This is a genomic window from Phenylobacterium sp. (assembly GCF_016793225.1).
In the GTDB taxonomy this organism is placed as follows: Bacteria; Pseudomonadota; Alphaproteobacteria; order Caulobacterales; family Caulobacteraceae; genus Phenylobacterium.
Genome location: NZ_JAEUMN010000023.1, coordinates 19,120 through 33,842, shown reverse-complemented (window position 1 = coordinate 33,842; position 14,723 = coordinate 19,120). Strand labels below are relative to the sequence as shown.

At 71.7% G+C, this 14,723-nt stretch carries 14 protein-coding genes; 6 read left to right on the top strand and 8 right to left on the bottom strand.

Annotated elements, in window-relative coordinates; all coding sequences use genetic code 11:
- The first annotated feature begins 58 nt into the window (after positions 1-58).
- Positions 59-2,452 (top strand): ATP-binding protein, encoded by a 2,394-nt coding sequence (locus JNK30_RS02825; RefSeq protein WP_293479988.1) that lies wholly within the window; start codon positions 59-61, stop codon positions 2,450-2,452.
- Positions 2,453-2,499: 47 nt separating this feature from the next.
- On the opposite strand, the gene JNK30_RS02820 is transcribed toward JNK30_RS02825, so the two are convergent.
- On the bottom strand, positions 2,500-3,078 hold the full coding sequence (locus JNK30_RS02820) for an NADPH-dependent FMN reductase (RefSeq protein ID WP_293479986.1): 579 nt from the start codon (positions 3,076-3,078) through the stop codon (positions 2,500-2,502).
- 114 nt (positions 3,079-3,192) lie between these two features.
- Here JNK30_RS02820 and JNK30_RS02815 point away from each other — a divergent pair, with 114 nt between their 5' ends.
- Positions 3,193-4,125 (top strand): LysR family transcriptional regulator, encoded by a 933-nt coding sequence (locus JNK30_RS02815; RefSeq protein WP_293479984.1) that lies wholly within the window; start codon positions 3,193-3,195, stop codon positions 4,123-4,125.
- An 18-nt stretch (positions 4,126-4,143) separates the two neighbouring features.
- On the opposite strand, the gene JNK30_RS02810 is transcribed toward JNK30_RS02815, so the two are convergent.
- From JNK30_RS02810 to JNK30_RS02795, 4 genes are all read right to left on the bottom strand, one after another.
- Positions 4,144-4,989, bottom strand: a complete 846-nt coding sequence (locus JNK30_RS02810; RefSeq protein ID WP_293479982.1) for a DUF6644 family protein — start codon at positions 4,987-4,989, stop codon at positions 4,144-4,146.
- The gene (locus tag JNK30_RS02805) at positions 4,986-5,603 is read right to left on the bottom strand and encodes a DUF6644 family protein (protein WP_293479980.1); all 618 of its coding nucleotides are present in this window, start codon (positions 5,601-5,603) and stop codon (positions 4,986-4,988) included. Before JNK30_RS02805 ends, JNK30_RS02810 begins: the two co-directional genes overlap by 4 nt.
- A gap of 241 nt (positions 5,604-5,844) precedes the next feature.
- Complete coding sequence (locus JNK30_RS02800; RefSeq protein ID WP_293479978.1) at positions 5,845-6,396, bottom strand: CinA family protein; 552 nt, start codon at positions 6,394-6,396, stop codon at positions 5,845-5,847.
- Between the two features lie 5 nt (positions 6,397-6,401).
- Positions 6,402-6,893, bottom strand: a complete 492-nt coding sequence (locus JNK30_RS02795; RefSeq protein WP_293479976.1) for a hemerythrin domain-containing protein — start codon at positions 6,891-6,893, stop codon at positions 6,402-6,404.
- A gap of 98 nt (positions 6,894-6,991) precedes the next feature.
- On the opposite strand from JNK30_RS02795, the gene JNK30_RS02790 reads away from it, so the two are divergent.
- Positions 6,992-8,023 (top strand): FAD-binding oxidoreductase, encoded by a 1,032-nt coding sequence (locus tag JNK30_RS02790; RefSeq protein WP_293479946.1) that lies wholly within the window; start codon positions 6,992-6,994, stop codon positions 8,021-8,023.
- 2 nt (positions 8,024-8,025) lie between these two features.
- Entirely contained in the window at positions 8,026-9,195 is a 1,170-nt protein-coding gene (locus tag JNK30_RS02785; RefSeq protein ID WP_293479944.1) for an acyl-CoA dehydrogenase family protein, read from the top strand.
- 32 nt (positions 9,196-9,227) lie between these two features.
- On the opposite strand, the gene JNK30_RS02780 is transcribed toward JNK30_RS02785, so the two are convergent.
- A complete protein-coding gene (locus tag JNK30_RS02780; RefSeq protein WP_293479942.1) occupies positions 9,228-9,908 on the bottom strand; it encodes an energy transducer TonB in 681 nt (226 codons plus the stop codon).
- A gap of 128 nt (positions 9,909-10,036) precedes the next feature.
- Between JNK30_RS02780 and JNK30_RS02775 the strand changes: the two genes are divergently transcribed.
- Positions 10,037-10,864, top strand: coding sequence for a transglycosylase SLT domain-containing protein (locus JNK30_RS02775; RefSeq protein WP_293479940.1), 828 nt, complete (start codon positions 10,037-10,039; stop codon positions 10,862-10,864).
- Positions 10,865-10,866: 2 nt separating this feature from the next.
- On the opposite strand, the gene JNK30_RS02770 is transcribed toward JNK30_RS02775, so the two are convergent.
- Both JNK30_RS02770 and JNK30_RS02765 read right to left on the bottom strand, forming a co-directional pair.
- On the bottom strand, positions 10,867-12,066 hold the full coding sequence (locus JNK30_RS02770; RefSeq protein ID WP_293479938.1) for a CoA transferase: 1,200 nt from the start codon (positions 12,064-12,066) through the stop codon (positions 10,867-10,869).
- An 86-nt stretch (positions 12,067-12,152) separates the two neighbouring features.
- A complete protein-coding gene (locus JNK30_RS02765; protein ID WP_293479937.1) occupies positions 12,153-13,376 on the bottom strand; it encodes a hypothetical protein in 1,224 nt (407 codons plus the stop codon).
- 169 nt (positions 13,377-13,545) lie between these two features.
- On the opposite strand from JNK30_RS02765, the gene JNK30_RS02760 reads away from it, so the two are divergent.
- Positions 13,546-14,676, top strand: coding sequence for a DUF2336 domain-containing protein (locus JNK30_RS02760; RefSeq protein ID WP_293479935.1), 1,131 nt, complete (start codon positions 13,546-13,548; stop codon positions 14,674-14,676).
- The last annotated feature ends 47 nt before the right edge of the window (positions 14,677-14,723 follow it).

Below are 14,723 nucleotides of genomic sequence, written 5' to 3'. Positions count from 1 at the left end.
ACGCGTTCTGCGAGACAGTGTCCCCCGGGACGGCGTGCAGGCGTGTCTCGGGGGGAAGATGACGCGCGAGAGCCTGCGAGAGCCGTTCGCTATGCCACCGGGCCTGGAGGGCTCGGGCGCCGTCTTCGATCGCGCCACCCGTCTCGCGCGCACCCTGTTCGACGCCGGCGAAGCCCAGATCACGCTCAAGATCGGCGACGGCTACTGGCGCAGCCGGACGCGCGAGACCGTGCGCGCCGCCCGCGGCGTCGAGGAGGTCATGCGCCTCGGCGAGCTGGTGTGGATCGAGGACTGCACCCTGGACCCCCGCGTGCGGGACGAGCCCGTGGTGACGGGACCGCCGCACGTGCGCTTCTTCGCCGGCGCGCCGATCCGGCTGGAGGACGGATCCTCTCCCGGAACGCTCCATGTGGTGGGCCTGGAGCCCCGCGCCTTCGACGCCTCGCTCGCGCGGCGCCTGCAGGACCTCGCCGACTTCGTGGCCGACGAATGGACCCGCGTCGGCGCCCGGCGAGCCCAGGCCGACGCCGAGCGCACCATGCTGGCCATCGTCAACGCGATGCCGATCTCGATGGTGCTCACCGACCGGGACACGCGGCTGCTCTATGCCAGCCCGCCCTGGATCAAGGCGCGCGGCCTCGAGGGGCAGCCGGTGGTCGGGCGGACGCTCTACGAACTGCGGCCCGACATGTTCGAAACCTGGCGCGGAGGGCTCGAGCACTGCATGCGCGGCAACGCCCACGCCGTCGACCAGATGCAGATCCCCAGGCCCGACGGCGGCTCGGAGTGGGTGAGGGTGCAGATCGCGCCCTGGTACGAGCACGACGGCGCCGTCGGCGGCCTCATCATCACGTCCTACGAGATCACCCACATCGTCGAGGCGCTGGAGCGGACCGCGCGCTCGGAGGAACGCCTGCGCGTCGCCGTCGAGCTCGCCGAACTGCACGTCTACGAGATGGACTATGTGCGGGGCGCGCTCTTCAAGGTGGGGGCCGAGGACAGCTTCTTCGAGACGCCGAGCACGTACGAGAGCCTGCTGGAGGACATCTGGTGCGGCATCGATCGGCGCGACCTGCCCGAGGTGCAGGCGGCGTGGGCCCGGCACGAGCAGGACGGCGTGCCGTTCCAGCCCGAGCACCGCGTCACCCGTTCCGACGGCAAGGAGGTCTGGGCGGCCGGCACGGCGCGGGTGATCCACGACGACAGGGGCAATCCCATCCGGCTCGTGGGCGCTCTGCGCAACATCACCGCGCGCAAGCAAGCCGAGAAGGCGCTGGTCCAGGCCAAGGAGGACGCCGAGGCGGCCAACCGCGCCAAGAGCGCCTTCCTGGCGACCATGAGCCATGAGATCCGCACCCCGCTGAACGGCGTGCTGGGCATGGCCCAGGCGCTGGCGTCGGACGTCGACCTCTCGAAGGGCCAGCGCGAGAAGATCGAGGTGATCCGCCAGTCCGGCGAGAGCCTGCTCGCGATCCTCAACGACGTGCTGGACCTGTCCAAGATCGAGGCCGGAAAGCTGGGCCTCACGGCGGCGCCCTTCGACATCCGGGTCGTGGCCAAGACCGTGCACGCCACCTTCCAAGCCATCGCCGAAGCCAAGGGGCTCACCTTCGAGCTCTCGGTGGATCGCGCCGCCCAGGGCGTCTACGAGGGCGACGAGGTGCGGGTGCGCCAGATCCTCTGGAACCTGGTTTCCAACGCCCTGAAGTTCACCGAGCGCGGCGGCGTCAAGGTGCGGATCGGGCGCGAGGCGGGCCGCCTGTGCCTCACCGTCTTCGACTCGGGGATCGGCATGCGGGCCGATCAGCTTCGCAGCCTCTTCCGGAAGTTCGAGCAGGCCGACGCCTCGACGACCCGCAGGTTCGGCGGCACCGGGCTCGGTCTGGCGATCTGCCGCGAGCTGGCCGAGATGATGGGCGGCGCCATCACCGCCACCAGCGCCCCCGGGATGGGGTCGACCTTCACCGCGAGCCTCCCGCTCAGGAAGGTGGCGCGAGCCGGGACGGCGCGCCCGCGGCGCACGCCTGCGCGTCCCCGGCCCGCCCCGCAGGTGCGCGTGCTGGCGGCCGAGGACAACGCCATGAACCAGCTGGTCCTGAGGACGCTGCTGGCCCAGATCGGCGTCGAGCCCGTCATGGTGGCCGACGGCCGCGCCGCCGTGGAGGCGTGGGAGCGCGAGCCCTGGGACGTCATCCTCATGGACGTCCAGATGCCCCACATGGACGGGCCCACGGCGACCGGCGTGATCCGCGCGCGCGAACGGGCCGAGGGCCGTCCGCGCACCCCCATCGTCGCGCTCACCGCCAACGCCATGAGCCACCAGATCGCCGAGTACCTGGCCGGCGGCATGGACGCCTTCGTGGCCAAGCCGATCGAAGCCGGACGGCTCTACGAGGCCCTGCAGCAGGCGATCGACGACCCGGCGGGCCTCGAGCGCGGCGCGGCGGCCTGACGCGCCCGTCGGACGGCTCGGGTCGAGCCTGACCGCGGGCCGCAGCCTCAGGCCGCCTTCGCGGCGGCGCCGGCGGCCGTGTGGGTGTCGATCCACGCCTGGAACGCCTGACCGAACCCGGCCAGGAACCCGCGCGTGCTCTCGTTGACCAGCTCGCCCGCCTCGTCGAACAGGCTGAGCGCGTTGGAGATGTAGGCTTCCGGCTGGGACAGCGTCGGCACGTTCAGGAACACGAGCGAGCTGCGAAGCTGGTGGTTCGCCAGGATGGCGCCGGTCGTGCCGATGGTGGTGCTGACGATCGCGCCGGGCTTGCCGTTCCACACCGAGTGGCCGTACGGGCGGGAGCCCACGTCGACGGCGTTCTTGAGCACGGCCGGCAGCCCGCGATTGTACTCGGGCGTCACGAAGAGCACGGCGTCCGCCGCGGCGATCTGCTCGCGGAAGCGCACCCACGCCGCCGGCGGATCGGCCTCCAGGTCCTGGTCGAAGAAGGGCAGGTCGCCGATCTCGATGAAGTCGAACCTGAGGCCGGGCGTCAGCGCCTCGAGGGCCTTGGCCACCTTGCGGTTCACGGAGTCCCGGCGGAGCGAGCCGACCAGGACGGCGACGGTCTTGGAGTGCGACATGGAAAGGTTCCTTGCAGGCGCCCGATAGCGTCCAGCGCCGGATGTGGTTGCCTTCTGCCGCGTTGATAATCACCCTGTCGGGGACAAGAGTGTCGCCGATCAGGAACTAATCACATGGATCGTCTGGACGAGATCAGGGCCTTCGCGGCCGTGGCGGACGCGCGCAGCTTCACCCACGGTGCCCGCAAGGTGGGGGTGTCGGGCGCGCAGGCCTCCAAGCTGGTGGCGCGCCTGGAGAACCGGCTGGGGCAGCGCCTGCTCAACCGGACCACCCGGGACGTCTCGCTCACCGACACCGGCCAGGCCTACCTGGACCGGGCGCGCGACCTGATCGAGCGCTTCGAGGCCCTGGAGACGTCGGTCCGCGACCAGAGCGGTCCGTCGGGCACGCTGAAGGTCTCGGCGCCCGTGTCGTTCGGCGCAAACCAGCTCACGCCGGCGCTGCTGGACTTCGCCCGCGACTGTGGCGCGGTGTCGCTGGAGGTGGCCTTCTCGGACCGGATCGTGAACCTGGTGGAAGAGGGCTTCGACGTCGCGGTGAGGATCGGCCACCTGGCGGATTCCTCGCTGGTGGCCCGGCGGCTGGCGGCGGTGCGCCTCGTGACCTGCGCCTCTCCCGATTACCTCTCGCGCGCCGGGACGCCGCACGCCCTCGAGGATCTCGCGCGGCATGAGGCGATCCTCGACGCGAACGGCCGGGACCCGACCGTCTGGCGGTTCGGGCCTCACGGTGACCTGCGCGACGTGCGGGTGCATGGGCGGCTGCGGTTCAACGGCGCCGAGCCCTGCGTCGCGGCCGCCGTGGCGGGCTTCGGGGTGGTGCGCACGCCGGCCTTCGCCGCCGCCGAGCATCTGCGCGCGGGGCGGCTGGTCCCGGTCCTCTGCAACCACGAGCCCGAGATGATCCACGTTCATGCCGTCTACCCGCACGCGCGGCATCTGGCGGCCAAGGTGCGCGCGTTCGTCGACTTCCTGGCGGCGCGCTACGCCGGCGAGCCCGAGTGGCACCAGGGCTGGGGCAGCCGCCACCCCGTCACGGCCGCGTAGCCTGCGACCCGGCTCGGATCAGGCGAACGCGAGCCAGCGGCCGGCCGCCGCGGTCATCACCCAGACCAGCACGGACGCGAACGCCATCCCCTTCACGAAGAAGCCCGCGCCCTTCTCCTCGCGGCCCGAGGCCACGGCCTGGACGACGCCGAAGGCCAGGATGACCAGCGCGAAGGCCCAGGCGAAGCCCTTGTTCACCGGATCCAGGCGGTCGAACGCATCGCTCGGGATGACCACGTGCGTCATGATCTGCTGCGCCACGATCATCAGCCCGATCACGCCGAGATAGATCAGGCGCGTCAGGCCGCGGCTGGCGAAGAGCACGATCAGGCCGCCGGCCACGATCACGTGCCACAGGCCCGGGTTGGCCAGCTTCGCCTGCAGGAACACCCACACCGCCACCAGGAAGATCGCCAGCCCGATCACCGCCATCGCCCGCGGAAGGGCGCCGACGACGCCGTCGTTGCGGGTCGCCGGGAGCGTGAAGCCGAAGGTCATGAGGATGCCGGCGGCGAGGCCGATCATCTTCGCGGTGAAGGCTTCCGAGGTGTAGAGCCGCTCGGCGTTCGACGCGCCCATCAGCAGCCCGCTGATGAGGATCACGATCAGGCCGGCCCAGGTCCACACCGCGAGATTGCGGTGCAGTTCGCGGGGCGGTTCGTCGGTGAGCCCGACGCCGATCAGCCGAAGATTGAGGAGAAGCGACGTGCCGCCGAGCACGGCGAGCGACAGCAGGTGGCCCACCTCGATCTGGGCGAAGGCCCACACCGAGTCCTTGATGGGCTTGCCGGGGAAGACGTCGTCCAGGTTTGCGACCCAGCCCGCGAGCTGCGGGAACAGGTCCTGCGGCGCGAAGACACTCATTGCAGAAGGTCTCCGCGCAGGTTGACGGCGCCGCTCTCGGAGGTTCGGCACTCCTGCGCCACGTTGATCCAGTCGGGCAGGGGCTTGCCGCAGTTGATCCAGTCGTAGGCGATGTAGCGCCCGAAGAAGATCACCAGGATCCAGCTCGCCAGCGAGATGGCGGCCGAGGCGCGCACCCGCGCCGGAGGCCGCTCCAGCGTGTCCCAGGCCGCCACGTCCCGCTGAACGCGGAAGTGGAACCAGAGGATGTTGATGAAGGCGATCGCGAGGAAGACCAGCTTAATGCGGAACCAGAGATTGTGATAATAAACCAATGGCTTGGCGTAGAAGAGGGCCAGTCCGGTGATCAGCATCAGCGAGATGCCGAAGATCGTCAGGGGCAGGATCCGGTCGCTGATCACCGACACGGGGGTCTTGCGGAAGACGAGGCCGAGGAGCCTCAGGTCCACCACGAAGATGGTGCCCGCGAACAGGATGAGCGTGAGGACGTGCGTCCCCTCGAGCAGGCCCCAGAAGTTCAGGGAGCTGGCGAGCGCGTCGCTCCACGACAAGGCTGTATCGCCGGGACCCTTGCCCAGCTCAGTGGCCATCCAGACCAGGAAGTCCCGGATCACGTGCGCCCCCCTGGAGCCCGCCCCCGGCTCGAATCAAGCCGATTGGGAGGAACGGGCCCGTCGTCTTTTCTTCTGGAGCGCGCCGATCGCCTTCGGCGGTTCACCCTCGGCGGGACGTGCTCCAGTCCATACCGGCTCTTCTATACGCTGCCGCCTGTCGCGCCCATGTCTGGGGTGCGTCCGGGCTGAAACAAAGCCTTGGGGGGAGGCTAGGGCGCGAAGCGGCGCCGGGCAAGCCGCGTCAGGTATCGCCCTGAGTCCCGCTGCGCGGGGTTTCGCGGCGGGGGGTGTCCTGAAGCGCCTCGAGCAGCAGCGTGAGCGAGGTCCTCACGGCGCCGAGCCTCACGGTCATGCGGTTGGGCGGCGCGAACCGCTCGATGCGGTGCCGCGTGGGGCCGGCGCGTCGGGCGCAGGCGAAGTGGACCAGGCCGCCCGTCTCCCCTGGCGCATCCTCGGCGAAGCCGGTCACCGACACCGCGATGTCGGCGCGCGAGTGGGCCAGCGCGCCCTCCGCCATGGCCAGCGCCGCCGCTTCGGAGACCGCGCCGTGGTCCTGCAGGAGCTCGAGGGGAACGCCGATCATCTCGTGCTTGGCGTCGTTCGTGTAGGTCACGAAACCACGCTCGAACGCGTGGCTCTGGCCGGGGATGTCGGTGAGGAGCGAGGCGAGAAGGCCGCCCGTGCAGCTCTCGGCGCACGCCAGCAGGACATCGCGCGCGCACGCCTCGCGCAGGACGTCCTGCGCGAGGCGGTCGATGTCGTCGGGCAGCGGTGGGGCGAGGGCCTCGGCCATCCGGCTCAGGCGGCGCTGGCGAGCTCGGCCTTCCGCGATTCCATCTGGTCGGCGATGCCCTTCAGGTCCATCTCCGACTTGCGGCAGGCGGGGAAGTACTCGGTCTCTTCCTCCTCGACGTGGTGCTCGATCTGCTCCTGCAGGACCTTCACCTTGGCGTCGTAGTACTCGTCCTCGGGGGACATGCCCTCGAGTTCCTCCATCAGCGTCTTCGCGCCCTGGTGCTCGACCTCGGCCTCGTTGACCATGTCGGACTCCACGAAGTCGCGCGACGCCGGATAGAAGATCTCCTCCTCGATCGCCATGTGGACGCGCAGCTCGTGGGTGATCTGCGCGACGAGCCGCTGCTTCTTTTCGGCGTTGTCGCCGGCCTTCTCGTACTGCTTGAAGAGGTCCTCCACCTTGCGGTGATCGGCCATCAGGTCGCTGACGGCGTCGTCGGGGCGCGACGAGGCGCTGCCGTCCTTGTTCAGGCCGGAAGACTGTTGGGTGGGCATGGGGCTCTCCATCGCTCTGCGCTTCGGGCTTGTGAACACCCGGCCGGTGCGCCGGTTCCGGCCCTTGATTTTCCGGCGCGCAGCGGGTGGGTAGGGGCATGAGCCAAGGGCCCAGGGTCACGGTCGCCGGCGGGGGCGTGTTCGGCTGGGCGAGCGCCCTGGCCCTGGCCGACGCCGGCTGCCGCGTGACCCTGTTCGACCCCGGCGGGCCGAACGCCTCCAGCGTCGCGGCCGGCATGATCGCGCCGGTGTTCGAGGCCGCGCTCGACCCCGTGGCGCGCACGCAGTTCGACCTGCTGATGGCGGCCCGCGACCTGTGGCCCGAGCTGGCGACCCGGTCCGGCGTCGCGCTCGACCGGTCGGGCGCGCTGGCGGTGGGCGACGACGGCTGGCTCGAGGCGCTCGCAGTCGCGCTCGCGGCCCTGGATGCGCGGCCGACCGAGATCGGCGGGGCGACGGCGCGGGCCATGGCGCCCGGCTTGTCCGAGGCTTTCGGGCGGGCCCTGCTGACCCGCGAGGACTGGCGCCTGGACGCCCCGGCGGCGCTGGCGGCCCTGGCGCGGGCGGCCGTCGCCGCGGGCGTGGCGCACGTCCCGGAGATGGCGAGGGGGCGGGGCGGCGAGGACGTGCTGGTGGCGGCCACCGGCGCCTTGCCTGGCCTCGTGCACGCCGCGCCGGAACTGCGCCACCTGTCGCCCATCAAGGGCCACATCGTGCGGGTGGCGGCCGCCGCGGCGGGCCCCGTCGTGCGCAGCAAGGGCATCTACGCCGCCCCCGGGGCCGGCATGGCCTTCGGCGCCACCATGGAGCCGGGGGTCGCGGACACGGAGGTCGACGCGGCGCGGGCCGCCGGCCTGCTGTCGGCGGGTCTCTCGCTCTTCCCCGGCCTGCGCGACGCGCCGGCCCAGGCCGCCGCGGGCGTCCGGGCGGCGACGCCTGACGGCCTGCCGCTGGTGGGCTGGAGCGAGGCCGAGCCGGGCGTGATCCTGGCGGCGGGCGCGCGGCGCAACGGCTGGCTGCTCGCGCCGCTGGTGGCCCGGGTGGTGACGGCTTGCGTGACGGAGCGCGACCGTGGGCGGTATGCCGAGCGGATGGACCCGGCGCGGTTCCGTCAGTCTCTCTGGGGGTGAGGATGAGCGGCTTCTGGCTCACGGACGAACAGCAGGCCATCCGCGACTCCGTCGAGCGGCTCTGCGCGCGGTTCGACGCGGCCTACTGGCGTCAGACCGACGAGAGCGGGGTGTTCCCCGAGGCGTTCGTGGACGCCATGGCCGAGGCGGGCTGGCTGGGCGTGGCCATGCCGTCCGAGATGGGCGGCTCGGGCCTGGGCCTCACCGAGGCCGCCATCGTGATGCAGACGGTGGCCGAGAGCGGCGCGGGCTTCTCGGGCGCCAGCGCCATGCACCTGAACATCTTCGGCCTGATGCCGGTGGTGAAGTTCGGGACGCCGGCGCTCCGCGAGACGGCGATCCCCCGGATCATCGCCGGGCAGGACAAGACCTGCTTCGCCGTGACCGAGCCCGACGCCGGGCTGGACACGACCAGCCTCACGACCCGGGCGGAACGCACGAACGACGGCTACGTCATCCGCGGCCGGAAGATGTGGACGACCAACGCCCAGCGCGCGAACAAGATGCTGATCATCGCCCGGACCACGCCGAAGGATCAGGTGAAGCGGGCGACCGAGGGGCTCAGCCTCTTTTACACCGACTTCGATCGCAGCCGGATCACCGCCACGCCGATCGCGAAGATGGGGCGCAAGGCCGTGGAATCGAACGCGGTCTTCATCGACGACCTGCATGTCCCGGCCGAGCATCTGGTCGGCGAGGAGGGGCGGGGGTTCTACTATCTGCTCGAGGGCCTGAACCCCGAGCGGGTGCTGATCGCGGCCGAGGCGGTGGGCCTGGGGCGCGCGGCGCTCAGGCGGGCGGCCGGCTATGCGAAGGAACGCGTCGTGTTCGGCCGGCCGATCGGGCAGAACCAGGGCGTGGCGCACCCGCTCGCGCGCTGCTGGGCCGAGCTCGAGGCCGCCAACCTCATGGCGTTCAAGGCCGCCGCCCTCCATGACGCGGGCCGCGAGTGCGGCGCCGAGGCGAACGCGGCGAAGTACCTGGGCGGGGAGGCGGGCTTCCGGGCCTGCGAGACCGCCGTGCTGAGCCACGGGGGCATGGGCTACGCCAAGGAGTTCGACGTCGAGCGCTACTTCCGCGAATCGATGATCGCCCGCATCGCGCCCGTCAGCCGCGAGATGATCCTGAACTACATTTCCGAGCGCGTGCTGGGCCTGCCGAAGAGCTACTGAGAACCGCCCCCCGGCAGGCCCTCGACCCGGTCCTACTTCAGGCTGAACCGGATCGGGATCACGACCTGGCCCCCTTCCACCGGCTGGCCGTCGATGGTCTGCGGCCGCATCCGGAAGAACTTCGCCAGCTTCAGGGCCGCGGCGCCGAAGCCGGTGTCTGCGGTCTCGGAGGTGACGCGGCAGCCGCTGAGCGCGCCCGACGCCGTCACGATGCAGGCCAGGGTGGCCTGGCCTTCGGTCCCCATGCGCGCCTCGCGGTCCGGATAGTAGCGGGCGAACTCCTCGGCGCCGGGCCGCTTCAGCCAGTCGGGGCGGACGATGTCCGGGGTCCGCGGCGGCTGCGGGGGCGTGAGGTCGAGGGCGGCGAGGGGCCCCACCGTCTGCGGGACATCGACGGGGACGGGGGCCTGCTCCAGGGGCGGCAGGGGCAGCGTGCTGGGGACGTCCGTCGGCGGATGCAGCGCGATCGGCCGGCGGATGGGCTCGTCCGGCGGCGGCGGCGGCTCGTCCTCCGCGGGCAGGGGGAGGAGATCGATGATGACCGGCGGATCCTCGACCGCCAGGGTCTTCGGCGGCGCGAACTGCATCATCGCGAGATAGGCCGCGACGGCGGCGTGCGCGCCCAGCGAGGCGGCGACGATCAGGGTGGTCTTCCTCGACATCGGCCGACGGGCGGGTCGGACGTCGAAGGGGGTGGCCTGGCGGATGACCATGGGACAGCTCCACGATTGGCTTACAGACGTAAGCTGATCGTGAATTACAGCCGTAATGTGGCGGCCCGCTAAAGACGCCTGTTTAGCGTTTAGCGGGGCATTAACCATGATCGCCGACTCCTGGGACCATGTCCGTGCAGGGTATCCGGGGCATCGTCGAAGCCGCCATCGAACGCGCCTCCAAGGCGACGGGCGTCGACTTCGGCTTCCTGATGAAGACCGCCGGCCGCGAGAGCAGCTTCAACCCGAAGGCGCGGGCCTCCACCTCGTCCGCCGCCGGGCTCTTCCAGTTCGTGGACCAGACCTGGCTCTCGACGCTGAAGCAGCACGGCGCCAAGCACGGCTACGCCCGCTACGCCGACCTGATCAGCCGGGGCTCGGACGGCCGGCTCCGCGTGGACGGCGCCGAGGCCCGCCGCGCGGTCATGGACCTGAAGCTCGATCCGCACGCCGCCTCGCTGATGGCGGGCGAGCTCGCCTCCGACCACGCCGCCTACCTCAAGGGCCGCACGGGCCGCGCGCCCACCGCCGGCGAGCTCTACGCCGCGCACTTCCTGGGCCCCCAGGGCTCGGCGCGCCTGATCAACGCCGTCCAGACCCAGCCCGGCGCGTCGGCGGCCTCCCTGTTCCCGGACGCCGCCCGCGCCAACCGCTCGATCTTCTACCGCGAGGGCCGCGCCGCCACGGTGAGCGAGGTCTATGCGAACCTCACCCGGACCGGCGGGAACCAGGAGGCCGTCTCGATCCCGAGCCCCGAGGCCGACCCGGTGGACGGCGGCTTCGTCCAGTACGCCTCGACGCGCCGCGCCGCGCGGCAGCGCGAGCAGGACGCCCTCGTGGCCATGATCCTGAAGGGCTCGCAGCCCGCCGATCAGGCCGGCGTCGGCAGCCGCCTCGCCGGCTCGCTGTTCACCAGCGAGATGCTGAAGATGCTGAGCGACAACCGCGACAGCTAGCCTCAGCCGGCCGCGGCGCCCTCGGCGTACATCGCCTCGATGTCGGCCTCGGCGTAGCCCAGCTCCTTCAGGACGTCCCGCGTGTGCTCGCCGAGCTTCGGGGAACGCGGGCGCGCGGTGACGTCGGCGCCCGGGAAGCGGGCGGGCGCGGCCACCGATCGATAGGTCCCGCCCTGGCCGTCCTCGATCTGGATGAAGCCGCCGGCGGCCGCGATCTGCGGATCCTCGGCCACCTGGGCCGGCGTCTGCAGGGGCGCCCAGACCAGGTCGGCCTCGTCGAGCCTGCGGGCGATCTCGGCCATGGGCAGCTGCCCGAAGGCGGCGTCCAGCTCCTCGGCCAGCGCCTTGGCGTTGGCGCGCCGCTCCTTGCCGCCCGCGAAGCGAGGGTCGGTGATCAGGTCCTCGCGGCCCGCCGCCCTCACGAACTTGTCCCAGCCGCCGGACGCACCGCGCGGGTTGTGCACGAACCAGTGGCCGTCCGAGCTGCGGAAGTGGTTGGCGATGGCGTTCATCGGATTGTCGCGCGACCGGACCGAGGCGACGCGGCCCAGCTTCAGCTGCACGGCGAGATCCGAACTCCACAGGTAGACGCCGGTGGCCAGCAGCGAGGTCTGGACGAGGCGGCCCTGTCCCGTCTTCTCCCGCTCGTACAGCGCCGCCAGGATGGCTGCGACGGTGGCGAGAGAGGTGGAATGGTCGCCCATGCCCGAGGTGCGCATGAAGGGCTCCGTGCCCTTGGGCGCGGTCATGTAGGCGATCCCCGAACGGGCCCAGAATGCGGTGACGTCGAAGCCGGGGAGGTGGGCGTCGGGCCCCTCGAGGCCGTAGCCGGTGATCACCGCATACACGAGGCGGGGATTGGCCTTGCGCAGGGTCGCTTCGTCGAGGCCGTACTTCTTCAGCGACGCGGGCCGCGTGTTGGTGAGGAAGACATCGGCGGTCTCGGCCAGCTTGGCCAGGGCGTCGCGGCCGGCCGGCTTGGTGATGTCCAGCACCACGCCGCGCTTGCCGCGGTTGTCGACGTCGAAGGTCGGGTTCGCGCCGATGTCGTTCTTCAGGTCGGCGAAGACGTGGCGCATGTTGTCGCCCTCGGGACGCTCGACCTTGATGACCTCGGCGCCCCAGTCGCCGAGGATCGCGGCCGTACCCGGACCCGCGATGTAGGCGGTGAAATCGACGACCCTCAGACCCTGCAGCAGCACGTGTCACATCTCCCCTTGGCCGGGGGACACTAACGGACCTGACGGGGCGGCGCCCAGTCGGTTGCGCGGCGCCGGGGGCAATGCCTTCAGGCGGCGGCGTCCCGGTCGTTGGCCGCCGGGGCGCTGGCCAGGGCTTCGGCGATCGCGCGGGCCGCGGGCGCGGTTCCGACCGGGCGACGCAGCAACGCGTCGGCGCCCGCCTGGAGGGCGGCTTCGGCCTCCGCGATGTCCTGGCCGATCAGGGCGACGATGGGGGTCGCTCCCGCGCCCCCCGGAAGGCCGCGGACGCCCGGGATCGCGTCGGGATCCCCGCAGACGATGAGGTCGAGGTCGCAGATGCGCGCGAGGTCGAGCGCGCGCGACGCGCGGCTGGCGCTGACCACCTGGTGGCCCAGCTGCTCCAGGCTCGCCCGCAGCGCCGCAGCCCCCAGCGGTTCGGGGTCGAGCGCCAGGATGCGCAGCCGGCGCGCCGGCGCATCGTCCGCGGCGCCCGGCGCGGGGCCGCCCACGATGGCGAGCAGCTCGTTCACGGCGTCCAGCGCGACGCCGACCTGACCCCGCGTCGGCGCAGCCCGGCCGCGCGCCGCGGTGGCGAGGACATGGGCCACGCCGCTCAGGCCGTCGCGAAGCTCCTCCGAAAGCGTCTCGGCCAGCTCGGACTTCACCCGCGCGAAGCGGCGCGCGGCCTCGGCCTGCTCCGCACGCTCGGCCAGCAGGCGTTCGCGCTCGGCCGCCAGGGCGTACTGACGGCGCAGGATCCGGTTCACGAGCATGGCCAGGGCCAGCGACAGGGCGGCGGCCGCGAGGCCGAGCCGCGCGGCGGGCAGATCCTCCGGGTGAAGGAAGAGCGCCGCGAGCGGCGTCGCCATCGCCGCGGGCGCGACGATCATGAGGCTGGGCAGCCAGGGGGTGGTGAACACCACGCAGATCATCGCGGCCCCCAGGGCCAGGAGGAGGAGGGTCTCGCGCGCCGGGCCGGCGAAGTGGGCGAACAGGGCCACGCTCGCGACGGCGCCGGCCCAGATCAGGCCGCCCAGGATCTGCATCCGCGCCCGATGCCGCAGATCGTCCGCGGCCGGGGTCTTCAGCCAGTTGAAGACGCCGTAGAAGGCGCCCCAGCCGATGGCGAAGACGGCGAGGCAGGCCCCCATCCAGGCGGCGTTGGCGGCGTGGCTGCCCGCCCAAACGAAGATCGGCAGCGCCACGCCGAAGGCGAGGATGGCGTACGGCAGCAGTGCGGCCTGCGCCCGCATGCCCTGGCTCGCGGCGCTGATCGCCGGGGTCTGCGGCGCGGTGCTGGAGGTGGACACGGGCGGCTCCCGGCTGAACTCCCCGCCAGCATGCGGCGCAGGGCTTGGCCCCCGGTTACGCGAAATCCTTAATCCACAGATTCGCCCGGCAACCTCTCGTTAAGGCGCGAGTGGGCAATCTCGAATCGCGGGACTCCGGACCTGGTTCGGACAGGGGCGATTCGGGACGATGGCGACCACGCGATCAGCGCTGACGGATGAGGACATCCGCACGCTGGTGAAAGGCGCGACCCCGGACGAACGCGCCGTGGCGGCGCGCAAGCTCTGCGGCGCGATGGATCGCCAGCCCCTCTCGGACGAGGATCGCGCCCTCGCCGCCGACATCCTTCGGGTCATGGCCGTCGACGCCGCCGAACTGGTGCGCAAGGCCATTGCGGAGACCCTTCGGGCCTCCACGGTGGTGCCGCACGACGTGGCCGTCCGCCTCGCGCGGGACGTGGAAAGCGTCTGCCTGCCGCTGCTCACCCATTCGCCGGTCTTCACCGACCAGGACCTGAGCGAGATCGTCCGCCTGGGCGGGCCGGTCCGCCAGGTCGCCATCGCGCGTCGGCCGCAGCTTTCCCGCAGCGTGACCGACACGCTGGCCGAACATGGCGGCGAGCGCGCCCTCACGACGGCCTGTGCAAACCCCGGCGCGGATTTCGGCGAGTCCGGGCTCAAGCGGGTGATCGATCGCTTCGAGGCGTCCGAGCAGGTGCTTGCGGCGATGGCCTACCGCCAGGCGTTGCCGCTCTCGATCACGGAGCGACTGATCACGCTCGTCAGCGATCAGGTCCGGGATCACCTTCTCGAGCATCAGCCCCTGAGCGCCGAGGCTGCGGTCGAAATCGCCACCGGCGCCGCCGAGCGCGCGACCGTGGACCTGGTCGACCAGGCGGGCCGGACGGCCGACGTGAAGGGCCTCGTGGCTCACCTGCGCGCCGAGTCCCGGCTGACCGCCTCGCTGCTGCTGCGCGCGCTCGCGCACGGGCACATGACGTTCTTCGAGTGGGGGGTCGCGGAACTCGCCGGCGTGCCGCACCATCGGACCTGGCTGATGATCCATGACGCGGGGCCCCTGGGCCTGCGGGCCATCTACGAGCGTGCGGGCCTGCCGGCGCGGCTGTTCCCCGCCTTCCGCGCCGCGGTGGACACCTTCCACTCGATGGAGTTCGACGGAGGTCCCCGGGACCGTGAGCGGTTCCAGGAGCGGATGCTGCAACGGTTCCTGACGCAGCCCGCCGGCGCGGGGCGCGAGGACGTGGACTACCTTCTCGATCGCATGGGACGCGCGGCGGACGTGGCCCGGGAAGTCGCCTAGCGCACCCCGCCAGGCACGAGCCGGCGCAGGCGGCCGGATCTTCCGGA

What these genes read in the sequence shown, in the direction of transcription:
- JNK30_RS02810 (WP_293479982.1), bottom strand. Translation starts at nt 4,989, where the DNA reads ATGAGTGTCTTCGCGCCGCAGGACCTGTTCCCGCAGCTCGCGGGCTGG.
- JNK30_RS02785 (WP_293479944.1), top strand. Translation starts at nt 8,026, where the DNA reads ATGAGCGGCTTCTGGCTCACGGACGAACAGCAGGCCATCCGCGACTCC.
- JNK30_RS02825 (WP_293479988.1), top strand. Translation starts at nt 59, where the DNA reads ATGACGCGCGAGAGCCTGCGAGAGCCGTTCGCTATGCCACCGGGCCTG.
- JNK30_RS02780 (WP_293479942.1), bottom strand. Translation starts at nt 9,908, where the DNA reads ATGGTCATCCGCCAGGCCACCCCCTTCGACGTCCGACCCGCCCGTCGG.
- JNK30_RS02790 (WP_293479946.1), top strand. Translation starts at nt 6,992, where the DNA reads ATGAGCCAAGGGCCCAGGGTCACGGTCGCCGGCGGGGGCGTGTTCGGC.
- JNK30_RS02775 (WP_293479940.1), top strand. Translation starts at nt 10,037, where the DNA reads ATGTCCGTGCAGGGTATCCGGGGCATCGTCGAAGCCGCCATCGAACGC.
- JNK30_RS02795 (WP_293479976.1), bottom strand. Translation starts at nt 6,893, where the DNA reads ATGCCCACCCAACAGTCTTCCGGCCTGAACAAGGACGGCAGCGCCTCG.
- JNK30_RS02815 (WP_293479984.1), top strand. Translation starts at nt 3,193, where the DNA reads ATGGATCGTCTGGACGAGATCAGGGCCTTCGCGGCCGTGGCGGACGCG.
- JNK30_RS02760 (WP_293479935.1), top strand. Translation starts at nt 13,546, where the DNA reads ATGGCGACCACGCGATCAGCGCTGACGGATGAGGACATCCGCACGCTG.
- JNK30_RS02820 (WP_293479986.1), bottom strand. Translation starts at nt 3,078, where the DNA reads ATGTCGCACTCCAAGACCGTCGCCGTCCTGGTCGGCTCGCTCCGCCGG.
- JNK30_RS02800 (WP_293479978.1), bottom strand. Translation starts at nt 6,396, where the DNA reads ATGGCCGAGGCCCTCGCCCCACCGCTGCCCGACGACATCGACCGCCTC.